Annotated in this window: 22 protein-coding genes; 10 read left to right on the forward strand and 12 right to left on the reverse strand. The window is 43.5% G+C overall.

The genetic code is table 11. The features are described from left to right. Positions 1-27: 27 nt before the first annotated feature. Both R8269_RS05090 and R8269_RS05095 read left to right on the forward strand, forming a co-directional pair. Entirely contained in the window at positions 28-885 is an 858-nt protein-coding gene (locus R8269_RS05090) for a DMT family transporter (RefSeq protein ID WP_042521505.1), read from the forward strand. A gap of 43 nt (positions 886-928) precedes the next feature. Continuing rightward, on the forward strand, positions 929-1,543 hold the full coding sequence (locus R8269_RS05095) for a glutaredoxin domain-containing protein (RefSeq protein ID WP_005385185.1): 615 nt from the start codon (positions 929-931) through the stop codon (positions 1,541-1,543). A gap of 127 nt (positions 1,544-1,670) precedes the next feature. Here R8269_RS05095 and R8269_RS05100 read toward each other — a convergent pair whose 3' ends face one another. From R8269_RS05100 to R8269_RS05110, 3 genes are all read right to left on the reverse strand, one after another. Beyond that, positions 1,671-1,805, reverse strand: a complete 135-nt coding sequence (locus R8269_RS05100) for a hypothetical protein (protein WP_017635854.1) — start codon at positions 1,803-1,805, stop codon at positions 1,671-1,673. A gap of 133 nt (positions 1,806-1,938) precedes the next feature. Continuing rightward, positions 1,939-2,286: a hypothetical protein gene (locus R8269_RS05105; protein ID WP_005375501.1), complete on the reverse strand. Its 348-nt coding sequence runs from the start codon at positions 2,284-2,286 to the stop codon at positions 1,939-1,941. A gap of 176 nt (positions 2,287-2,462) precedes the next feature. Next, positions 2,463-3,656 carry a multidrug effflux MFS transporter gene (locus R8269_RS05110; RefSeq protein ID WP_017821607.1) on the reverse strand — a complete coding sequence of 398 codons (1,194 nt, stop codon included), beginning with the start codon at positions 3,654-3,656 and terminating at the stop codon, positions 2,463-2,465. Between the two features lie 105 nt (positions 3,657-3,761). Here R8269_RS05110 and R8269_RS05115 point away from each other — a divergent pair, with 105 nt between their 5' ends. Together R8269_RS05115 and R8269_RS05120 are read left to right on the forward strand one after the other, a co-directional pair. Then, on the forward strand, positions 3,762-4,649 hold the full coding sequence (locus R8269_RS05115) for a LysR family transcriptional regulator (RefSeq protein WP_017635852.1): 888 nt from the start codon (positions 3,762-3,764) through the stop codon (positions 4,647-4,649). A gap of 183 nt (positions 4,650-4,832) precedes the next feature. Continuing rightward, the gene (locus R8269_RS05120) at positions 4,833-6,653 is read left to right on the forward strand and encodes a putative bifunctional diguanylate cyclase/phosphodiesterase (protein ID WP_042521508.1); all 1,821 of its coding nucleotides are present in this window, start codon (positions 4,833-4,835) and stop codon (positions 6,651-6,653) included. Positions 6,654-6,759: 106 nt separating this feature from the next. Here the strand turns inward: R8269_RS05120 and R8269_RS05125 are convergent, their stop codons facing one another. Both R8269_RS05125 and R8269_RS05130 read right to left on the reverse strand, forming a co-directional pair. Next, positions 6,760-8,043 (reverse strand): peptidoglycan DD-metalloendopeptidase family protein, encoded by a 1,284-nt coding sequence (locus tag R8269_RS05125; protein WP_025768471.1) that lies wholly within the window; start codon positions 8,041-8,043, stop codon positions 6,760-6,762. Between the two features lie 124 nt (positions 8,044-8,167). After that, positions 8,168-8,797: a hypothetical protein gene (locus tag R8269_RS05130; protein ID WP_017635850.1), complete on the reverse strand. Its 630-nt coding sequence runs from the start codon at positions 8,795-8,797 to the stop codon at positions 8,168-8,170. Between the two features lie 200 nt (positions 8,798-8,997). On the opposite strand from R8269_RS05130, the gene R8269_RS05135 reads away from it, so the two are divergent. The 4 genes from R8269_RS05135 (at position 8,998) to R8269_RS05150 (ending at position 14,352) form a co-directional block, all read left to right on the forward strand. Then, positions 8,998-9,399 (forward strand): GFA family protein, encoded by a 402-nt coding sequence (locus tag R8269_RS05135; protein ID WP_017635849.1) that lies wholly within the window; start codon positions 8,998-9,000, stop codon positions 9,397-9,399. 153 nt (positions 9,400-9,552) lie between these two features. Then, a complete protein-coding gene (locus R8269_RS05140; RefSeq protein ID WP_005375484.1) occupies positions 9,553-10,224 on the forward strand; it encodes a YoaK family protein in 672 nt (223 codons plus the stop codon). Between the two features lie 455 nt (positions 10,225-10,679). Beyond that, positions 10,680-12,044, forward strand: coding sequence for a YjiH family protein (locus R8269_RS05145; RefSeq protein WP_017635848.1), 1,365 nt, complete (start codon positions 10,680-10,682; stop codon positions 12,042-12,044). A gap of 436 nt (positions 12,045-12,480) precedes the next feature. After that, positions 12,481-14,352, forward strand: a complete 1,872-nt coding sequence (locus tag R8269_RS05150) for a methyl-accepting chemotaxis protein (protein WP_213904536.1) — start codon at positions 12,481-12,483, stop codon at positions 14,350-14,352. A 144-nt stretch (positions 14,353-14,496) separates the two neighbouring features. On the opposite strand, the gene R8269_RS05155 is transcribed toward R8269_RS05150, so the two are convergent. The 3 genes from R8269_RS05155 to R8269_RS05165 all read right to left on the reverse strand — a co-directional run bounded on the left by R8269_RS05155 (position 14,497) and on the right by R8269_RS05165 (position 17,263). After that, positions 14,497-14,838: a hypothetical protein gene (locus R8269_RS05155; protein WP_258458375.1), complete on the reverse strand. Its 342-nt coding sequence runs from the start codon at positions 14,836-14,838 to the stop codon at positions 14,497-14,499. Positions 14,839-15,070: 232 nt separating this feature from the next. Continuing rightward, positions 15,071-16,228: an amino acid permease gene (locus tag R8269_RS05160; protein WP_005375474.1), complete on the reverse strand. Its 1,158-nt coding sequence runs from the start codon at positions 16,226-16,228 to the stop codon at positions 15,071-15,073. Positions 16,229-16,951: 723 nt separating this feature from the next. Continuing rightward, positions 16,952-17,263 carry a hypothetical protein gene (locus tag R8269_RS05165; RefSeq protein WP_005375472.1) on the reverse strand — a complete coding sequence of 104 codons (312 nt, stop codon included), beginning with the start codon at positions 17,261-17,263 and terminating at the stop codon, positions 16,952-16,954. A gap of 141 nt (positions 17,264-17,404) precedes the next feature. Between R8269_RS05165 and R8269_RS05170 the strand changes: the two genes are divergently transcribed. Further along, positions 17,405-17,737 carry a helix-turn-helix transcriptional regulator gene (locus tag R8269_RS05170; RefSeq protein ID WP_005375470.1) on the forward strand — a complete coding sequence of 111 codons (333 nt, stop codon included), beginning with the start codon at positions 17,405-17,407 and terminating at the stop codon, positions 17,735-17,737. A gap of 109 nt (positions 17,738-17,846) precedes the next feature. Here R8269_RS05170 and R8269_RS05175 read toward each other — a convergent pair whose 3' ends face one another. The 3 genes from R8269_RS05175 to R8269_RS05185 all read right to left on the reverse strand — a co-directional run bounded on the left by R8269_RS05175 (position 17,847) and on the right by R8269_RS05185 (position 19,759). Continuing rightward, entirely contained in the window at positions 17,847-18,227 is a 381-nt protein-coding gene (locus R8269_RS05175) for a hypothetical protein (protein ID WP_005375467.1), read from the reverse strand. Positions 18,228-18,394: 167 nt separating this feature from the next. Continuing rightward, positions 18,395-18,781 carry a GlcG/HbpS family heme-binding protein gene (locus R8269_RS05180; RefSeq protein WP_017821615.1) on the reverse strand — a complete coding sequence of 129 codons (387 nt, stop codon included), beginning with the start codon at positions 18,779-18,781 and terminating at the stop codon, positions 18,395-18,397. A 9-nt stretch (positions 18,782-18,790) separates the two neighbouring features. Further along, positions 18,791-19,759 carry an aldo/keto reductase gene (locus tag R8269_RS05185; RefSeq protein ID WP_138939622.1) on the reverse strand — a complete coding sequence of 323 codons (969 nt, stop codon included), beginning with the start codon at positions 19,757-19,759 and terminating at the stop codon, positions 18,791-18,793. A gap of 154 nt (positions 19,760-19,913) precedes the next feature. Here R8269_RS05185 and R8269_RS05190 point away from each other — a divergent pair, with 154 nt between their 5' ends. After that, positions 19,914-20,789: a LysR family transcriptional regulator gene (locus tag R8269_RS05190; RefSeq protein ID WP_215810118.1), complete on the forward strand. Its 876-nt coding sequence runs from the start codon at positions 19,914-19,916 to the stop codon at positions 20,787-20,789. A gap of 9 nt (positions 20,790-20,798) precedes the next feature. Here the strand turns inward: R8269_RS05190 and R8269_RS05195 are convergent, their stop codons facing one another. Beyond that, positions 20,799-22,556, reverse strand: a complete 1,758-nt coding sequence (locus tag R8269_RS05195; protein ID WP_258477391.1) for an SgrR family transcriptional regulator — start codon at positions 22,554-22,556, stop codon at positions 20,799-20,801. Positions 22,557-23,084: the final 528 nt, after the last annotated feature.

The following is a 23,084-nucleotide window of genomic DNA, read 5'->3' on the forward strand; positions in this document are numbered from 1 at the left end:
CATCATCCTGTTCAAGGTGCGTCCTGGATGCTAACAGCTGGCTTGGCATTCGCCATAGTGAACAGCTTCGCCCAAATTGCTAGCATCAACTTTGGTGTCTCCTCCACCACATTTGCGTTATTCCAATATGCAATCGCCTTATTTGTTATTCTGCCCTACCTACGTACACTTGGGATTAGACGTTCTTTAAGAACCCAACACTTTGGCTGGCATGCATTCCGCATTTTTCTCTCTGTTATCGGGATTCAACTTTGGTTATGGGCTCTCGCTTACCCAGTTCCAATTTGGCAAGGTATTGCACTTCTCATGACCTCCCCGTTATTTGCCACAGTTGGTTCTGGCTTGTTACTCAAAGAGAAAGTAGGTACTGCACGCTCGTTAGCGACATTGACGGGGTTTGTTGGTGCCATGATCATTCTTGAGCCTTGGGCAGACTCATTTACATGGGCGACCCTGCTCCCTGTTGGCGCCGCATTTTTCTGGGCAGCGTATTCATTAATGGTAAAAAAAATGTCGGTAAACGATCCGCCTTCAACCATGGTTGTCTATTTATTGCTGCTGATAACACCATTTAATATCTTGTTAGCGATACCGACGTTTACTATGCCAGATACGTGGACGATATGGGGTGTGCTTTTAGCCGCAGGTGCACTTACAGCACTCGCTCAATGGGCTATCGTTAAAGCATATGCAGTAGCAGACGCCTCATTTGTGCAACCATTTGATCACGCCAAACTGCCTTTGAATGTTGTTGCTGGTTGGTTGGTGTTTGGTTGGGTGCCACCTGGTCGTTTATGGTTAGGTGCTGCGATTATTATTGCATCTATTGCGTTTATTACGCATTGGGAAGCGAAAAAGACAAAGTTAGTTGAAAGAAAAATCTAATTTAAAAGTTCTATATTTTCAGGAAAGGAAATGAGGAACCCATATGAGTCAACCAATCAAAATTACACTGTATCGCTGGGCTGGTAGTTGGGGCCCATTCAAAGTCAATATTCCTTGTGGTGAATGTACATTAACCAAAGATATTTTAAAGGATACTTTTGAAAACGAACTAGCCGATGTGCCCGTTGAACTTGAAGTAAAAGATTGGTTATCGCACTGGTGGGAACCATTAAAAGCTGGAGCTTGGCATGCACCCATTCTTCTTGTCGAAGGGAAAGTTATCAGTCAAGGAGAAGCATTGAATCGGGGTGTGCTTGTACAGTCTGTTATTGCTGAGTGGGTAAAACGCGATGAGCTAAAAGGTAACATTGTTTATGGTAAAGCAACTTGCCCTTACTGTGTCAAAGCCAAACAATTACTTGACGAGGCTGGCGTTCAGTATGAGTACCATGATGTAGTTAAAGACAGCGCCGCCTTATACCGTATGATTCCTGAAGTAAAAGCCATCATTGGCGAAAAAACACCGGTAACAGTGCCGCAAATCTGGTTAGATGGAAAATATATTGGAGGCGCTGACGATTTAGAAAAGTGGTTATCAGCAAAGGGGCTAGATAAAGTGCCTAACAATGTTGTGGAGATACCAAGCCAATCCGCGTAATTCTAGATTTAAATGTCATCAGTCTTTGAGTAGCGTTTTGCCAATGTTGTGCAATATGTTGGCTACTTACTAACAACAAAACAGAGAAAAGCAAAAAGCCCTGATTTTTCAATCAGGGCTTTTTAAATTATTTCGCCAGTTTTTTAATAACACGAGCAAAAACAGAAGCTTTTTTCTTCTTCGCTTTACCGTAAAGCGCTTTGTGCATCGCGTCTTTTGCAATCATCTGGCCAATATAAGCACCACCAAGTTCGTTACCCATGACCTTCTCCTGAATGTATTGACTTAACTATGTTGTAATTTTACACCACAACTAGATAAAAACAAGACCAGGGTCACATTTATTTTGTAATTAACTTTCAGATTGGTTCTGATTACTTTTTCTAAACGGGCGCCTATCGCTTAGGTTGCTGGTATGTTTTACCCGCTGCGACGTACGTATCTTTCTGTTTGATTTCAAAGAATGTTTCAAAGAACCACGCAGCAAATTTGATCAAGTGATCGCCTTCATTCATGACGTGCTCTACGTATTCTTGCTCTTCTCCGGACTCATCTTCTTGAGTGGTAATATGGTAAATACGTTTCTCACCATCAACTTCTGCAAGGCCAAACTGACCCGTTAGGGATTGCGCCGCTTGTGCAACTTCTTCTTCCTCACACGCCTTCAAGATTTCAAGTGCCTTTGGCATGCTTTCTTGCTGAGTAATTTCTTTTACCAGTGTTTCAAATTCGTTTTGTTGCATTCTTTCACCTAACGATTAGAGATCAGATAGCCATTGGGCAGAAATGTATTCCAAGCTTGAGAGAAGTATCAAGGTTCGCCCTCTTCCTTTCAAACCAAGTCATTCAGCATACACAACAGACCAGACTTAATTTAGCTGCGCATTTTAGAAAGCCGACCTTCTGGTTGCAAGTATATTCAGATGGAAGTTTCTGCTTGAACCGTCCCTTCTGGAACTTTACGAAATTGGCTTAGTACAAGAACAAAGCAAGAAAGTAACGCAATAAACAAATAAAACACCCCAAGCTGCTGCTGATTCGTAACCCATGAGTCTACTAAGTACCCACCAAACAAACCTGCTAAACACATTTGAATAGAACCAGATAGCGCAGAAACCGCGCCTGCCTGTTGCTTATGTGGTGAAAGTAGCAAACTGATCGATACCGGGAATGACATTCCTTGAGCAAAACTTAAACACGTGAATGCCGTCAGCAATGAAAATACGCTGAAGGGGGTAACCAACAACATGAAGCCAGCAACAGCAACAATCGCGAAACTCATCAGCAAGATTTGCTGAGCTTTGTAACGAGCATTGATCAAATTCAGCACTAAGCTACCCGTCAGCAAACCAACTGATGGTATGATCATCAAAGAGCCGTAATCTGCCGCCGTTAATCCTAACTCTTGTTGCATTAAAAATGGATACAAGGAGAGCGTAACCAGAGCCGATAAATAACTAAGCCAGTTGTAGCTCGCACTACCAATCACTTGTGTATTCGTTAACAGACGCAAATAGTTCGCGCTTACTTCGCCTACTTTAAATTTTCTCTTCGGATAAGGCAGCGTTTCTGGCAGCACCAATAAACCAAGTGTAAAAATTGCCATTAAATAAATCAGCACAAACACGAAGACAGCATGCCAACTCAGGTGAAAAGCGATCCAGCCACCAAACAGCGGAGCAATAATTGGCATCACAGATGCCGTGACTGAAATATAAGATAGCGCTTTGGTTAATTGCATACCGTCATAACTATCACGCAGTACTGACCGACCAAGTACCGAAGCACTGCCCGCTCCTAGGCCTTGCAGTAACCGTCCCGCTTCAAGGGCAACAATGTTGTCCGAAAACGCGATGCAAATAACCGTACCAACTAGATATACACTTTGCCCCAGAATAAACACTGGCCGACGACCAATCGCATCAGACAATGGGCCGTAAAAAAGCTGAGAGATACCGAAGCCAACGAGAAATAGCGTGACGAGATTCTGAATCGAATGTTGCGGCAAATTCAAGTCATGACCAATCAATGGCAAAGAAGGAAGATAAATACTAACGCCAACTTGGCCTGTGGCAATGATCATCATCGCTAATAACAATGGTGTTTTACGCAAACGTTCCTCCTACTTTGTGACAGATTGATGGCAAACAGTGTATATTTGATACTCAAAGATGATAATCAGCTAAGTTGGAAAGGAATTAATTCCCAAGGAGATACAATGGACTGGATTCAAAGCGTGAAGAGTTATATTCGTGTGGTCGAAGAAGGTAGCTTTAATGCAGCAGCGCGGAAACTCAATACCACCAGCTCAGCTATCAGTAAGCGAGTTCAATGGCTAGAAGATAAAATTGGCGTTCAACTACTCAAACGTACGACCCGCTCAATTAGCCAAACTGAAGCTGGTGCTCTGTTTTATCAACGAGCAAAAAGTCAGCTTGATTCATGGCAATCGGTATTAGATGAGACTCGCTCAGTCAACCAATCACCAGCAGGGCTATTAAAAATTGGGGCAACGCTGGCCGTTGGATCCAAGTTTCTAGTTCATTATCTTGATGATTTTCTTGAGAAATATCCAGACATCACACTTCAATTAACAACAACGCTACCAGGCCAATTGCCAGAGCTAAGCTTAGACCTGTTTATTAGCCGGGAATTAGAGCAACTGAACTCTCTAAGCTTCAAAGCCACAGCGCTTTTCGAACATAAAGCACAGTTTTACGCCGCGCCTAGTTACCTAAAAAAATATGGAACACCGCAATGCGTTGAGGATCTGACAGAGCATAATGTCCTGATTTGGGGTGAAAAGCCCTCACGAGAAATCAAAACAAATCGAGGTAAGCGTATCAGCTTGTCCGGTAACTTTGCCACGACCAACCCAGAAGCGCTGTTTCATGGTGCCAAAAGAGGCATGGGTATTTTGATGACGAACAACGTCATGATCAAAGATGATCTCAAATCCGGCGCGTTAGTCCCTATCCTGCCCGATATCACAGCGGATAAAGCCACTGTATATGCCTACTATCCAAAGCTGGATTATCAGCATACCCGGACTAAGCTATTCCTCGATTATCTCAAATCACGATTAGAAGAGGAGAAGCGCGCCTAGCTTAGCGTTTTTATCGCTATACCTTTAAAAGGTTCAAGCATAAAAACATGAAAATAATGATTTGTTCGTTCACAAAATTTGAAAAATCTGCCTTAGTAACCGATAGTTTATTTGATGCATATCAAATAATAATTCGTCGTGTCTTACACGATATGTTAATAACAACGCTAGGTGAAATGCTCAATGGGTCAGGTACAAATCAGTTTCCACAAAATTGATGAGATATTGAAGCTAAACGGCACGGCTCAGCTAAACCGAGTCACGCTAGATATTCATCAACACTTGCAGAGCCATTGCACTTGCGTTGTAGAAGTTGCGCATCTTCAGCATTCGGCTCATACCATTTCCTTCGCCAGCAATGGAAAAATTACAGACAATCTAAGCTACCACCTTTCAGGCACCCCCTGTGAAAAAGTGGCGAAAGACATTGGCGAACATATTTTCTATCAAGACCAGGTATACAAGCGTTTTCCTGAAGATAAGATGTTTCAAGAAGATGGCATTCAAGCTTACATTGGCCTGCCATTGAAGACACAAAATGGCGAAGTTCTGGGAATTTTACTGTCTACCTTTACCCGAAGCATCCACGCGAAAGAAGCGCAAGATATCCTCGACTTCCACCGATTTTATGCCAATGTCATTATTCATAGCTTACGTGAAAAGTGGGTCAGTGAACGTTCAGATAAGCTTCTTAATCAGCTTAGCTATGAGGTATCGCATGATAACCTAACTGGACTGCTCAACCGTAGCTGTTTAGCTGATACCTTGGAGACATTAACGCAGCAGGCGACTCGCCCATTCAGTTTGGCGTATCTTGATATCGATAATTTCAAATCGATCAATGATATCAACGGAAACTATATCGGCGACCAAATCATTAAGTTCACAGCTAACGCCATTCAACAGAGTTTGTCGTCGCCAAACAATGCGTTCCGTGTCGCAGGAGATGAATTCGCCTTCATCACGTACGACGAAGATCCTGTCGCCGTGTGTCAGGAAGTACTCGACAAAATTGAAAGTGGCTACAGCGACAAATCTAACCGGATTTCTTTCACCGTTAGTATTGGTATTGCGCGTGCCCCAGTACATATGTTGAACAGCGATGAGCTGATTTTGAATGCCAGTCTCGCTCTCAAAGATTGTAAAAAACACCGCGATACACGGATTCAGCATTACGACACACACCTTAGTGCGTTATACCACCGTAGGACGCAGCTTATTGAGGCAATGCGAATCCAGCTAAGTACTGATATACAAGACAGCGATGAGTTGTATGTAGTGGTTCAACCGATCGTCGATATCACGAGCGACCGCTGGAATTACTTTGAAATTTTGACTCGTTGGAATAGCAATATCTATGGAAATATCTCTCCAGCGGAGTTCATTGAAGCTGCCGAACAATCAGGCCTGATTATCGAGTTAGGTGAACGGATTATTGAACTCGCGTGTATCGCAAAGCAAGAACTCGAAGCGAACCTAGGCTATAAAGTCAAACTCTCCATCAATTGCTCAGCGTATGAGCTGGTTGATTCCAACCGTTATATTAATCACTTAACCAACATGGTTGAAAAGTATCAGCACGAAGCAAAAGACTTTGTTATAGAGCTCACCGAGACCGTCTTACTCTCACAAAGTGGCCGTGAACAGATGGTACTTAACTCGTTGCGATACTTGGGTTTTAAAGTCGCACTGGATGATTTTGGTACGGGATACTCAAGCTTGAACTATATACACAATTATCCGATTGATAGCATCAAAATCGATGCTACCTTTGTGCAGAACATGCTCTCAAATACAACCTCTGAACAAGTAGTGTTTTTGATAGCGCAATTGGCAGAGCTGCTCGATGTGGATTTGATTGCCGAAGGCGTAGAAGACGATAGAGCACTACAAAAGTTAATTGAAATGGGCTGCCACTACATCCAAGGTTATTTTTACTCTCGTCCACACAGTGTTGAAGAAATCGTACACCTGATAAATGAACGTGAAGTGCGGAGTGCCTAACGTACTGAACAGACTGCTGTCATAGAATTCAAATCTAGTTAATGCACAAAGTAAAAGAGACCAAGCTATGCTTAGTCTCTTTTTGTTTTTTAAGCGAAGTACTTTATTACAGCACTGCTTTCTCTTTATCGCGTAATAGTCTATCCATTTCATCTCTGTTCGCGACAAAAGTAGCCATCTCTTTCTTAGGAACAGAACTCGCCATTGGGATATTTGCTCGCATAGCGTTAACTGGACGGCCGTATTCAATCAACTCATAGTGAAGGTGTGGTCCAGTCACTCGACCTGTTTTACCAGAAAGACCGATACGCTGGCCTCGAGAAACCTTTTGCCCTTTCTTCACCAAAATCTTACTTAGGTGTAAGTAACGGGTTTTGTATTTGCTGCCGTGCTCAACAACCACGTAGTTACCCGCATAGGGGTGTTTACGAGTCATGATCACTGTACCATCACCAGTAGAAACGACTGGTGTACCGGTTGGTACAGCAAAGTCAGTGCCGTTGTGCGGCGCAACACGCCCCGTTACTGGATGTAAACGATTAGGGTTGAAGCCAGAACTGATACGCCAACGACTACTTACAGGGTAACGCTGGAATGCGCGCTGTAAGCTTTCACCTTTGGCATTGTAGAATTGACCATCAGTATGAAGGTAAGCGGTGATCTCGCGGCCGCGATTATAAATCTTAATCGCCTCAATTTCGTTCTTACCTGTTGGTACACCATTGATGCTTTGTGAGCGGCGAACAACTTCAAATCGATCACCTGCACGAAGATCACGTCCAAAGTTAAGTTGTTCTTTGAGTAAGCTTACGACTTGACTCACTTCCGCCGACGTTAAACCTAAACGACTCGCAGAAGAAGAAAAACTGCCTTGAATAACGCCAACTAAAGGTTCTTGGCTCCACACGCCAGGAATGGAAATATCAGTAAAGTCATAGCTACCATCACTATTCAGCTTGTAGACCACTTTATCTGCAATAGAAAATTGCAGTTCCATTTTCGCTAACTCGCCTGTCGCATCATCACGCCAGAAACGGAGCGTATTGCCCGGCTTAAGTGTATCAAGTGCCAAGTAGTTCAAATCCGTTTCCATTACTTTCATTAACGAGCTGTAACCGAAACCGAGCTGACTAAAAATAGTGCTTAGGTTGTCACCTGCTTGGATTTGATATTCGAAGTTCGGGGGAGTGACAACTTCGGCAGTTGTCGCATCAAGAATTTTTTCAACGACCTGAGATTCAGGTAGGTTCAATGCGATGGTTTTGGTTAAAGATGACTCTTTGAGAGAGTGAGAAACACCAATCGCAACTAAAACTGGCAAGGAGTATAACAGCAGCGCTCTACGACTTGTCAGATTCGGCAACCGTCTTGTAATTTCATTTGTAGACACGGGAATTACTATCTCCTTTCAAACAAGGCTCATAGCTTATGCATTCCCGAATAAGAAATCACTAGGAAATTTCGAGATCTAGCGCAGAAAATACTGAATTTTTACAGAACTCAAAAAAAATTCATCACTGTTGCATATGTAAGTTATTCCCTACACGCTGTAATGTGGATGAATTGAATTGATTTGGCGTGTCTGCCATTGCTTGATCGTCACCGTGCGCTAAATATGAAAGAGTGATAGTTGTATCACTTTTCCATTCGAGCTGAGTAAATTTCACGCGGTCACCAACAAAAATACTGTCTAAAAGTACAACTCGGCTCGGCACGGGGTCAAACTTGAACAAGCCAACATAGTTAAACGAACCGCTACCTTGTGTCGTTACAATCATCGGTGCAACAACCCATGAAACACCTTCAATCTCACGCTGACTAATCGACGCAGTTGGAACAAGTACCTGACCTTTTGTCGCACCTGCATCATAGTCACCGATCAAATAGCCGTTTTCTTTATCCCACTCATCAAGAAAAGTGACCGCACCCTGCTCGGGTACTTGGATCGTCCAAGGGTTACGTGCAGTGATGCCAAGCGTCTCTTGCACAATAACGTTCGTTTCTACTTCTGTTTGAGGAAACTTAGCCATGATCTCGTCATCAGACAAACTAAAACGATAAACACCTGCGATCACAACCACAACCAATAAAACGATTGGAATAAGTAGAATAAGTGGTATCGGCAGGATTTTTTTGTGAGTCATGAAGAGTTCCTTGTTTCAAGGTATAAACGAAAAGCGAGTATACCATTGTATACCCAAATGATTTCACCTCTTCAAGTGTTTCAAAATTAAACTAAACTGATTGTATCCAAATAGTTTCAAGTCCAGAGCTCATAACGAGCTAGTGACACAAGCTCTGTGCTCTAGGTCTATTGGTGTATTGGGACAAATAGGTAATCACGATGACAAAAACCATTCATACATGCGAGTGCGCCTGCGGTTTAGTTGAGATCCGTTGTAAGGGAGAGCCCACCCACACGTCTGTCTGCCATTGCTTCGAATGCCAAAAACGAACTGGCAGTGTTTTTGGGGTACAAGCTCGCTTTGAAAAAGAGCACGTCACTTTAAACGGTGAAGTCACTAGCTATACCCGAATTGGCGATGATGGCAGTGAGGTTCAGTATGACTTTTGTCCATCCTGCGGCACGACAATGAGGTTGTTCGTTTCTGCATACCCGGAAATCATGATCATTCCCGTCGGTCTATTTACCGATAAAGAGTTCCACCAACCTACCGTTTCAGTCTATGAACAAATGAAACACGGGTGGGTGAGTTTCGAATGCACAACGGAACACATCTGCTAGCGAGCAATCCGCGTTCACGTATTTACTTTGGCTCGGACAAACGACCTATAAGTGAGATTTTTTTGAGAATGATCAATCGAGTTTTACTGTAAAGGGTTTCGTAACTCGGTGTGAGCGTTATAATCGGCTCCTAATATTTGGTTGGGGTTTATTGTGATTTCCAGACTTCCTCGTTGGGTGGAATATGGCGCGTTTCTACTAGCTCTTCTCGCGGGCTGCGTCAACGCCGTTGGTCTTCTCGGCTTTCAACACCAAGCGATAACTCATCTTTCGGGAACCGTAACTCAGCTAGGGAACAGCTTGCTAACAGGTGTGGATAGCTCCATTCACCTGCTCTTCATCGTATTTAGCTTTTTGATTGGCGCTGCCTTTAGCGGCTTTTTTATTGAAAGCAGTGCGTTAAAACTAGGGCGAAGATATGGTGTTGCACTGTGCATAGAAGGGAGCTTGCTCTTACTCAGCTTGGGCTTTTTGGTGCAAGGGGATTTGTACGGCCAATATCTAGCATCAGCAGCATGTGGATTACAAAACGCAATGATCACCACGTTTAGCGGCGCAGTAGTCAGAACCACACATATGACCGGAATCATCACCGATCTAGGGATTATGATTGGAGAGAGCTTGAGAGGTCGTCAATTTGACCGACGTAAAGCAAAATTATTCCTATTCATTTTCTTTGGCTTTTTGTTTGGCGGCGTCGCGGGAGCGGCTCTATTTACGGTATATGGTTTATATACGCTAGTTTTCCCAGCAATATTGGCTTTTTCTACAGCTCTGATTTACTGGAGTTACCTATACATACTTAGCCGTCAACAAAAAGCATAAAATTTCGATCCGATTGAAGTGACATGCTTCAATCGGATTTAGCTCAACAGGTTCACACTACCACGGTACAAGAAACGCTGAACGGTATTTTGACATCACTAAAAACCTTAAAATAGATAAGGCTAACTGAATTTCTGGCAAAGAAGTTAGTTAGATCAAAATCACATTTGTTTACCATTTTATTATTCCAGTCACAATGCGCCCCATAATTCACTGCGCAATTCGCCTCTCGTGCTACAATTTTCTAACACAAGCAACATATTCGCATACACTTAGACGTTATTTGACCAATTACCCGACAAATCGGCTGAATAACTAGATGTATTTAATGAATAGTATTGCAATGGATGCAGTTTGCGGGTACCCTCCGCAAAACTGTGATTAAATACGGATGTTTAGTGAATATTTATGTCATGGAAATGGCAAGTATTGACTAGTAGTAACACGAGACAACTATGCATAACACCACTAATGCTACTGAAGCTCCTAAGGGCAACTTTTGGATGTTTTTCATCCCTTCCCTAATTGGTCTTCTACTCTTTATGGCTCCGATCTCTTACGATGGTGGCCTAACCATTCCCGTTGCCGTGATGGCAAAAGTCATCCCAGCGGTGTTAGGCGATACCTTGATTGCTATCGTCACCAGTATCATCGCTTTCATGGCCGTTGCTTCTGTTCTTTGCAAAATTTTTAAGCCAGCTGCAATTTTACGTAATGGTTTTTTAAACGGTCTCTTCAACCCATCTCCACTTTGGCTCGTTGTTCGTTTAATCGGCGGCGCTGCCGTGTTAATGACGTTCTTCCAAGTGGGTCCAAAAGCAATTTGGGAAGAGAACACTGGCGGGCTTGTTCTTACTGGTCTTCTACCTACTCTGTTTGCCGTTTTCATTTTCGCGGGTTTACTGCTTCCGCTTCTTTTGAACTTCGGTCTTCTGGAGCTATTTGGTGCGTTACTCAGTAAAATAATGCGTCCGGTATTCAACCTACCTGGCCGCAGTGCAATTGACTGTATGGCATCTTGGTTAGGCGACGGAAGTGTTGGTATCTTGCTAACCAGCAAGCAATACGAAAATAAGTTTTATACTCAGCGTGAAGCGGCTGTTGTCGGGACCACTTTCTCAGCAGTATCGATCACGTTTAGCTTAGTTGTTATCGCTCAGGTAAAACTAGAGCACTTATTTTTGCCTTTCTACGGCGCTATCTGTCTAGCTGGTATCGTAGCTGCGATTATCATTCCTCGCCTGCCTCCGCTTAGTCTGAAGAAAGATCGCTACATTGACGGCAGCAACCCAGATAAAGACGCAGATGCAGTGCCAGAAGGCCACACCACATTCTCTTGGGGTATGGATCTAGCTCTTAAGCGTGCTGGTCAAGTCACATCAGTTCAGTCTGTATTTAAAGAAGGCGTACACAACGCAGTCGACATGGTATTTGGCGTACTACCTGTAGTTATGGGTCTTGGTACCGTTGCATTGGTGATTGCAGAATACACGCCTGTATTTGCAATTCTGGGTCAACCGTTTATCCCATACCTAGAGCTACTGCAAGTCCCTGAAGCTGTTGCAGCATCACAGACAATCGTTGTTGGCTTTGCAGATATGTTTATTCCAGCAATTTTAGCGGCCTCAATCGATAACGAAATGACACGTTTTGTTATTGCGGCAATGTCAGTAACTCAGCTTATCTACATGTCGGAAGTAGGTGCCCTACTGTTAGGCAGCAAAATTCCAGTAAACATTGTAGAGCTCTTCGTAATCTTCATTTTACGTACGTTAATCACGTTACCTGTGATTGCTGGCGTTGCTCATCTTATTTTCTAAAATCGAGACGTCAATTAACAAAGGCTCCGCATCGTCGGGGCCTTTTTTATACCTAAAACTCCGTCCACATTAGGCTTTTAGTAAAAAGCTCATAATTTACAAAGACAAAACTTAAACAAAACACCTGTCAGCACCAACAAAATTTTCATCACCTCACCTGTAAAACCAGTTGATACCACTGTTTGTTAAGCAATTCTTTTCATTATGACGATTTCATTAATCGAGCTCGCAAACATGATCACACTCACAAGTTTTAACGTAAACTATCGTTTTGTTTAAATTTAGTTAAAAAAGGCGACAAATGAGTTCATGTTTTTGACAAAGATGTCGATAAAAATATAACCAAACACAATAGGTTTCTCTTTATGCCCAATTCGCTCGGTTTAAAAGAGGCGAAAGCAAAGTGGAACCAACCGGGAGAATCAGAGGAAAGCTCATGAAATTCAGACATAAGGTTGTCACAGCCTCTTCATTTTTGCTGCTAATTACCGTGTCGTTATTGTCGACACAACAAGTTATGACCATCCGCTCCCAAACTCAGGAGCAAATCGACTCAAGTGTCAACGAGATATTGACCAGTGTTGGTAACACTGTGCAATCAGAAATGAATGCAAAGAAGGATCTCGCTCGCTCCATTACTGAAGTGATTGAGCTTGATCCCAGTTCACATAGCTATGTTCAAAACATACTTGAAAGACCGACGCCAAAAAGCAGCTTCCTTGCCATCGGTTTTGGTTATGAAAGTAATGGCTTTGTGATTGAAAATGACGACGGCTGGGATGCGGGTCCAGACTACGACCCACGTCAGCGTCCTTGGTTTATTGCAGCTAAGAGCAAAGGCGATTTGGTCGTAACCGATCCGTACGTCGATGCGTCTTCGAAAAACGTTATCATCTCTGTTGGTACGCCAGTAAAAGAAAATGGCCAGTTTTTAGCCGGTATGTTTTATGACCTCGAATTAACTACCCTTTCTGATCTGGTCAACCAAGTGAATCTGTTTGATGCTGGTTACTTATTTCTGATCACCGCTGATGGCACAACCATTGCTCACCCTCAAAGTAAGTATAACGGCGAGAAGGTCGGTAGCTACCTCCCGCAAATCGAACTTACGCAATCAGCACAACATGTTGAGATTGATGGCAACCGCTACATGGTTAACCTGACTCACATTCCTGGCGAGAACTGGTACGTAGGTTCGGTGATCGATGAAGCTGTTGCCTATTCTGCCGTAGGAGAGCTTCGTAACAACGCTATTATTTATTCAATCATTGCCGTGATTGCATCTATTATCGCCCTAACTCTGTTGATTCGCACTCTCATGCGTCCTTTGGACACGCTAAACAATGCGATTAAAGATGTAGCATCAGGGAAAGGCGACCTTACACAACGCCTCGAAACAGATACTGACCAAGAGTTTTCTGAGCTTGCCACAAACTTCAATACGTTCATGGAGAACTTACAACAGCAAATCATTGAGTCGAAACGTATTTCTGATCAAATTTTAAACGGAACTCAAATCACCGCTGAGGGCGCAAAAGACTCGGCAGGCGCAATTCACACTCAGCTGCAAGAGCTAGAACAACTTGCTACCGCGATGCATGAGATGTCTGTCACCGCGACAGAGGTTGCTAATAATGCGCAAGGTGCGGCAAGTGCAGCCAAAGAAGCCGACCAAGCAACGGTTGAGGGGGCTTCTATCGTTGGTGAATCGACACAAACGATAAACATGCTTTCCGATAGCATTGACCTTGCAGTCGAAGAAGTACAAGTGTTGGAATCTGCTACCGCCAATATCGAAACGATTCTAAAAGTCATCAACGATATTGCGGACCAAACGAACTTACTCGCGTTGAATGCCGCAATCGAGGCTGCACGTGCGGGAGAATCTGGCCGAGGCTTCGCCGTTGTTGCAGATGAAGTACGTACACTGGCACAACGTACTCAAGAGTCGACAACAGAGATTCGTACTATGATTGAGCAACTACAATCTGGCGCTTCATCTGTGGCAAATGCCATGCATCAAAGCAAAGGTAGTGCTATAGAGGCCGTTGAAAAAGCGGGTTTAGCAAATAGTGCGTTACAACGCATTCGTGATGCGATTCAGCGTATTTCCGATATGAACTTGCAAATTGCCTCAGCAGCGGAAGAGCAAAGTCTTGTAGCTGAAGAGATCAACAACAATACGGTGAATATTAAAGACCTATCGACTCAAGTCGCCGAATCGGCAAATCGAACCAACGACGCGATGCAGGCGCAACAAGAAGATGTACATAAACAAGATCAAATCTTAAATAGATTTACTGTCTAACACTCATCTAAGCAAAAACAGCGAGCACCGGCTCGCTGTTTTTGTTTTTAACCCTCAACCCTAGTATTGGTCGATGTTACATGTGCCATGTTGGTGCTATTAAGCTCAATATTACAAGAACGCCGACTATATGTCCTTTCAAGTTTAATTGAACTCGACATGGATATAGCGATCATTAGAACGGCGATAATAACGGTCGTCCACTTTTAGATAGGTGAAATCTCCAATCTTTATGTAGGTACTATTCCGAGGAATTCGGTCATGGTAATAGTAACTGCGCCTTGGTCGACGGGTCTCCACATAAATAACGTCACGATGTTTATGTTTATGCTTGTGCTTGCGCTTGTGTTTATGATGGTGGTAATGCGCATGATCGTGATCGTACCGATGTCCATGCTTATGCTTCGGGTCAGCCACCGCTTCTGTACTCAACACACCTAAAGACAACATAACGCCAACCATGGCAAAAGATAATTGCTTTGACACAACAGAGCCTCTTATTCATATCAACATCGATATAATAGAAGGGTGAATCACTGTACATGTCAGCCTTTCGCTAAGGAGTTTTACTAAAAAGTCAGCGCTAACCGTGATTATCAGAGAAACGTCAAACATCACAAATGCTGATGACTTCGAGTGGCCTGGGTTCGGCTATGAATACAAAAAAGCCGCCCGTTTGACTACGAGCGGCTCAGTTTTTAAATAAGCTAGCGTGATTTTATACTGCTTGGGCAAACAGCAAGAAACAGCCGAATAGGAAGATCATGCTCATTCCCATTGCGCCGCCACCAGCTTCATAAATATTGTCATCTTCTACCGGCACTCGGCGCACTTTCATGGTCATTGATAATGGGACAAAGACCGCGAGAAACACAAGAATAATCCCCGCGTAGCTGAGAATAGCTAGGAAGTGTTCTGGCGCAAATACAGCACCTAATAGTGGTAGCACAAAAGTAGTAACAAAAATCACTGGCTTACTTGCTTTCAGTAGGTCTGCATTTTGATCATATAGCGCCATTGCAACACCTAAGAACGACGTTAGCAGTGCCAAACCAGTAAACATGGATAGGATGAACTCTAAGCCCTCGTATTGCTGACCTAGTACCGAGATCAACTCTGTTACGTTGGAGTATTGAACAAGCTCATGAGGTGGTAGGTTGCCGACAACCGCTAACAACCATAACAGGTAACAAACAAGCGGAATAGTTGAACCCACGATAATCATATTACGCAGTTGTGTTTTACTCGCTTCTTTGTTGTAAGTTACAAGCGATGGGATCACGACCATAAAACCGAAACTGGTGAAAAGCACCGAACTGGTTTTGATAAGTGCCATTTTATCGTCGCTCACAACCTCATCAAGTCCTTCAAACGAGACGCTTGGTGCAAGCGCAAAAAGTGTCAGGATCAGTGCTACGATCATGCCTAGGAACAAACCGCGATTCAGCTTATCTACTACCCCTGTACCTGCCGAAACAATGATACCAACTAAAAGAGTAAAACCGACTTGGCTTGAGATCGTAGATGTTGGAAGCCCAATTGAGGCTGTTACTTTTTGTACGAGATCACCCGCACCAATGATGTAAGCCATTAATAGACAAACTAACAGGGCGTAAAGCAAGCTGTTGGTTACCAACTGGCCTCCTTTACCAAGCGTTTCGCGAGCAATTGCATTCATGCTCACACCACCACCTACTTTACAACTGGCTTCAAGAAGGAGCAGCGCAGCATAAGTCGTTCCAGCCCAGATGAACAACATAAGAAGAGTGCCCCAAAGGAGGCCAAATTGAGCAAGCACCATTGGTATAGCAAGCATACCAGCGCCAAGAGCAGTACCTGCAACGATCAGGGAGCTGCCGACAAGTTTTAGGTTCACGGTTAATACCTCTAAATTCAATCCGTTAATTTCTCACCAGTTGTGCTTTATCTAAAGCACACAACAAAACGCTCCGACTTAGTCAAAATTTGGTTACAAGAGCACTATGTTACAAGAGCCCTGTATGGCTAAGAAAACACGCAACAAAAGGTGGTTAATCATTTGCACATGAACACTTGAGAGTCGTTTTTGGCGATGTCATCGTTGATGAAATGTGCGCAACTTTGGGTTCGAAGCAAAATTGTTCATCTTAATTCATCAACCCCATTCGTTATGAATGGATTTGGTTCGAAAAGATTGTAAGGCATAAGCAGGACGATTGAAAAGCAAAAGGTCAATCTTATAGCGATATATTTTAACAACTCTTATCTTTTACCTAAGATGTGTTGTTTTTTTCGTCACTAATTAGTCTTTTATCGCTTAAAGAGAAGGAAGAACGTGCTCAATGGCTCAATTTGGCTGGGTGTACAGATTAATTTACAGTTTAAGTGAAGGTGTTAGATTCCAAGGACGTAGCCTAGATCGGACAATATCGCTATTATTCGCTGCGTACCGACACTGTTCGGTTCACATACCTCTAAACACTGATTTACGGTTCGAAAATATAGGTAAATGAGTGTCCGAATGCTGGGTGTGGTTCCCCAGCATTTGCACCCTTTCTTTTAGATGTCATCAATTGATCGAAATTGCATAAATCTTGTATCGCCCGACGTTACGATTGTGTTAATACGCTTTATCTAGCGCGCCAATGATATAAGTTAACACTGGAATACCCATATCGGCGACCTGCTTCTCAGTCTCACTCATATTTTCATGCGCCATCCGCAGCTCTACTTCACTTATCGATTCTTTGTGAAGGTAAAGCTCTTTGTAGTTCATCAATCGCTGTTGTGACTGTTGAATCAGTGTCACAACATTCTCTTTAGTCTCACGATGTTGCTGATCAATTTCACTAAATAAATGATCTAAAATGCGTTGCATTTTGCGAATAGAAGCTTTCGTTTCTATTGATTTGTATGATTGATACTTTTCCATTGAGTTAATAACTGACTAAAATATTTACGTTTTTATAAGACAGTTATTTTTATACTGATTGCAAAGCAGGTAAATATGTGGTGGTTAAACTGGTCCACTTCTTGCTCCGTTTAGGTCAAAACTGTCCTTTCAGGAGAGCACATGCAGGTAGACCCTATAATTCAAGCACTGATCGCAAGACGAAAATCGAATGGCCTCTCCCGTGAGCAAATGGCAAACATCGCTGGAATGAGCGTAAAAACATATCAAAGGATCGAGCGCGGAGAGTCCGATCTTAAACTCTCACAATATCGTGCCATATTGCGTTCGCTTCATTTGACTGACCTAGATATTGCCTTAGATGTACGTGATGTTCAGCATGTCACAGCAAATGACTTAACGGCCGTGGCGCGATTGCTCTCACCGGAAGCTCAGTCCCTGCTCGTTCGCCTGTTATCGTTAATCCTTGAACAAAAGAACAAGAAAGGTGATTAACCACATTACTCATACTCAAACGATGAATGCCCTGTTGAGCGTTGAAACATGAACCGTTTAGACAAAAAAAACTCGTCAAATGACGAGTTTTATTCTTTATATCAGTCCGTTACTCTAGGCTTTTCAATTCCGATGTATCAACGCCTTTTATTGCATCTTTCGCCACTTTATCAGGATCAAAGACATCACGTTCTTCATATGAATTATCAATCATGCCTTGTCCTATCGCGGTCGCCTGCTTTTGTAACTTGTTACCCTCTACCTCACCAGCATCCCAGCCTTGTCGATAATCTGAGTCGGTTTGATACCTTGTTTCGTCCTTAATATAGTGTTCAAAATCATTCCCTGCCTCTTGCATACCACTATGCCGACCGTCATGAAAGCCTTGGATATAAGCTTCATCATAACCGCTCTCTTTTAACGCGCTGTCACTCGTACCACAGCCTGAGAGGAGAACAAAAAATAGCGAAACGAATACCTTATGAAACATATTTAGGCCTCAAAGCTTTCAAATAAATTAATCATAGTTCGCGATTTCAACTTCTGCTTACTTCAGGCTATTAGATAGCATTGTGACTCGACGAAGCCTGTGAACTTGAGTCCCTACAGTGAGTACAAAGCTGGACAAAGCATCACACCTACTGATAAACATTATACTCAACGCGCGTTTAATACTTCCATCGCAAGTGCTTCATCATCTTGCTCAGCCAAACCGCTAATGCCAATTGCACCGACGATTTTCCCCTCTTGTTCTATAGGCACACCCCCCATAAAGCCTGTGATCTTCGGGTCAGTCCAATAACTCAACTGCTTACCCGTCTCACGAGCCCAAGCACCCAGATTGCCGCTAGGCTGACGGTCTCTAGCCGAGGTGTAAGCTTTGTTCTGTGCCAACAAACCTGCTTGCAGACTCACATCATCCATTCGGGCAAAACCGAGCAATTCTCCATGTGTATCAACCACGGCAACCGCAATGTTTTGCTTGCGAGCAGTCGCAATTTCCAATGCCGTTTGAATCAGAGTTTGAACTTGTACGTATTTCATTTTTCTCTCCTACGGGATCTCATGACCAAGGGTTTTCTCGAACAAGCCATACCAATGGCTACGTGATAGCGTGACGTTCTCTACTTGAGCACAAGCGCGAATACGCTGTGGGTTTGCAGTACCAATAACAGGCTGAATTTGGTTTGGGTGACGCGTCAGGAAGGCTAAAGCAATCGCCTCAGACGACACACCATATTCAGCTGCTAGCGCCATTACCATCTCCGCCGTCTGTCTGGTGTTGTGATCATCAGAATGTAAACCACGCTCTGAGAATCTTCCCTGCGCCATACTGCCCCACGCTTGCAGTTGGATATTGTGCTTACGGGCATGTTCCAGTATTCCTGCAACGTAGTCAGATGCAGACGAAGGAAGCCCCATGCCTTGCTTGATGAAGTCAGACTTAGCCAGACTCATTTCCAACTGGTTCGCCACAACAATTTCGCCCGTTGCTTGTTGAAGAAGATCAATTTGAGCACTGTTCATGTTAGAAACACCGAAGTGGTTAACTTTGCCAGCTTGTTTCAGTGCTTGGAGCGCTGTGCCCAGTTCTTCAAATTCAACCAGAGGATCAGGACGATGCAGCATCAAAACATCAAGGTTTTCCACGCCAAGGCGCTCAAGAATGCCCTCAACAGAAGCCGTCACCCATTTGGCAGAGAAGTCATACTGCTTAACACCTTGCTCATCTCCTAGACGGATGCCGCACTTGGATTGCAGATAAATTCGCTCTCGTAAGGTTGAGTCATTGGCTAAGATGCACCCAAACACTTCTTCTGCCTTACCGAATTTGTAGATATCCGCATGATCAAAGAGATTGATGCCAACCTCTAATGCAGCCTCGACAGCGGCATAAGCTTGGTTTTCATCTTGGGCGGTTAATGGGTTGCGATTCCACTCCCCTCCAAGTCCCATACAGCCGAAGACCAAGCGGCTAACGTTAGGTAAGGTTTTGGCGAGCGGTAGTGTTGGATTGTTCATCGTTATTCTCACTTTTCCGATTTCTGCATCTTCAATTTCTTAAGTTAACTCGAACCATCTTACCGTTCGTAAAAATTAGTTTAATACCGTAAAATCGAATTCATTATCCTCGCTACCGAACAATTAAAGCGAACAATAAAGACGAGCAATCAAGATGGCAGATTATAAGAGAATCGAAAAACTGATGCTGTTTGCCGAAGTGGCTCAAACACTCAACTTTTCTAGGGCAGCGGAGCAACTTGGCATTTCTAAAAGTTACCTGTCGGAACAAATCAAGCGATTGGAATCGGAACTCGCCACGCCTTTGATTGTTCGAACCACACGCAGCGTGAGATTGACGGCAGAGGGTGAGTCGATCTTTGCACAAGCGGAAGATCTCAAACGCCGCGTAGTGGAAATGGAAAAGAGTTTAAGTCAGCAATCTGAGCAAATAGAAGGTCTGATTCGGCTTACCGCTCCCAAGATGTTTGCTGAAGCGGTGCTGCATGATTTGTGCGTAGCGTTTCGCGCTCTACATCCAAACGTAGAATTCGAGATCCTTTCTAGCTATCAAGCGTTTAACCTGACAGAAACCAGCGTTGATTTTGCGTTTCGAGCGACAAGAACGCCGCCAGAGAATATGATTGCGCATCACCTTTTGGACTACCACCATTGGCTGGTTGCCTCTCCTCAGTATCTACAAGAAAAAGGCTCACCGGAGACGTTAGCGGATTTAAAACAGCATCAATGCTTAACCACATTGCATCAAAAAGAGTGGCCGTTAAAAACGGGAACACTTCAAACCCAAGGTTGGCTTTCAAGCAATGAAAACCGCTTACTCAAAGAATCAGCCCTGTCTGGCAATGGCATTGCTCGGTTAGCAAGTTACTTTGTCGAACAAGACGTTGAGCACGGCCGTCTAGTGCAGGTTCTATCGGAAGAAACCGACCACCAGCACAACGCGGTGTACTTGGTGTACCCACAACTTATCTATCAATCAGCGAAAACCAGAGCCTTCATTGAATTCGTGAAGCAGCACTTTGCTATATAACTAAGGCAGTTAATCCGCAGACCACACCGAGCGAATATCTGGCCAACCCCAATTGGTTAAAGCAACGTCTTCTAAAACACCTTGGAAACGCAAAGTTTGTGTATGGTGGAACATAGGTGCAATCCAATACTCGCTGATCAACGTCGATGCAATTGGCTCCAATGCATTAAGGTACTCCTCAAGTGGAACGAAAGATCTGACTCTCTGTAGTTGTTCATCTAACCATTGTGCGTTCTTTTCTCCCAAAGTGTGGAATAGCACAGCGTTGCTGAAGAAGTTCGTGAACGCTGAGGCATGACGATTATCATCTAGGTTTATGTTCGTTACGACCATTGTCTCATTTAGCTCACCGTTCTTAGCCTTCTCGTTCAGCTCACGGTAGGAATACATAACAATTTCTACTTTACTGCCAACACTCGCCAAACGATTAGAAATAGCCCGCGCGCAGCGACGCAACGCGGTATAGTTATATCCTGCTATCGTAATGTGTTTAGGTAACTTAAGCGGCTCACTGAACGGACGGAGCACTGGCTTCCAACCTGGTAGCAGGTTATAAGCGGGTATACTCCCAAATACAATATTCTCGCGGCGCATCACTTCGGCCAAGTGCTCAGGCTGAATTAGCTCACTAATATAACGGCGCTGCGCTAAAGAGAGTTTGTGCTTAGCGTGCTGATTAAATAAGGCGAATAAGCAACCATCTTCTATTCGACTACGCTTGCTCGCCGATGAGTTTTCTCGGTTTTGCGTCGACATATAGTGTCCACACAAATCCTCCTCGGGCGAAGCATCCCTTTGCAACGTATTTGCTGCCAATGACGGGTTCTCCATTTGCTCGTCATTAACAATCCAGATAGTCACCAAATCCGTTAGAACTCTACATGCATAGTAACCATTAAATGCTTGCAGTTTTAAACGACTTTCATTGTGCTCGACAACAGAGAATGGGCCACTTCCGACCACCAGCTTGTTATTCGCTACGTTAACTTGGCTTACTGGTTGAATGCCGTATTTCACACCAGAAATAAGTCCAGCAAAGCCCAAGTCAGCTCGATTAAGCTTAAAAACAACCTTCAATGGCGTTGGCGCAGTAATGTTAGCAACATGTGCCAATTCTTTTTCGTAATACTGTAGTGAACTCAATTTTGCAAACAAGCTAACCACTGTTTCTGCATCAATGGAATTACCATTATGAAAAGTCAGACCTGGACGAAGGTAGAAAGTCCATTCGTAGGTGTCTTCGTCATAACGCCAGTGATGTGCGAGTTCTGGTTGCACTTTCCCATTGTGATCACTCGAAACTAAGCAACAATAGATTTGCCTTAATAAGAAACGTTCGCTGCTACGCTGAAGTTGATGTGGAACGACGCGCTCAAACATTCGCTTATAGGTTAATTGAATATTGAGCTGTCCTTCTTGCACAGAAGCACCAGACGTTGTTTTTAACAAACGGCCAAATGCCACTTCGTCTTCATCTAATATCGCCAGCGCTTTTTCATACTTGCCTAACTTGATACGTTCAAGAGCCAAGCTCTCTTTTAAAACGTCTAACTCCATATTCAGAATGAGAGTCGATCGTTGGTTCCGCCCAGCTTTCGGATGCCAGCTCAACCACGCCTTCTGCTGCATTTGCGTTAGCAGGCTACGAGCATGCCGAGAAGAAGTGAACATGATGTCGGCAATGTCCTGTAACGTGGTTTTTGTTTCATCACCAACGCTAAACGAGAGTAATCGTTGGTAATAGCGAAACAAATTGAGATCAGACACTGAATCAACCTTAGATCTGTGAAGTTTGTGGATAGGAATAGTTTACTTAAGTTGGCGGTAATAAAATAAGAAAACTTCCTAATTATCTGTTCCCCTTTTCCACAATTAACCTCCAAATTCGGCTTTAAAGCCCCATATATTTACGTTATTAGGAAAAAAGCCAACAAAAGCACTCTCTTTTTTATATCCCCTTTTATACACATAATTTACTCGTCAGCTAAAGGAGGAAAAAATGAAGAAGCCAATGATGGCGTACTTTTTTCAGCAACGCCTAGCTCAATCGAGTAATAAAATAGAAGTGATGACTCTGGTTTATCTTAACGATATGTTCCAGTGGTCATAGCCTAACCTCAAGCAGAACTTAGCTCCTGATACTACACCCCCACTTCGTTGTATCTTAAGTTCTGCTTTTTCATCTTTTGCACTCTAATACCTTATTGCAGGTTACTAAAAGTTAACTAGTTGAAACACCGCAAAACAGAGTCTACATTGAAGTCTCATCCCCCAATCGCTTTGTTGAGAAAGGGG

The sequence above is a fragment of the Vibrio sp. Vb0667 genome, from assembly GCF_033391095.1.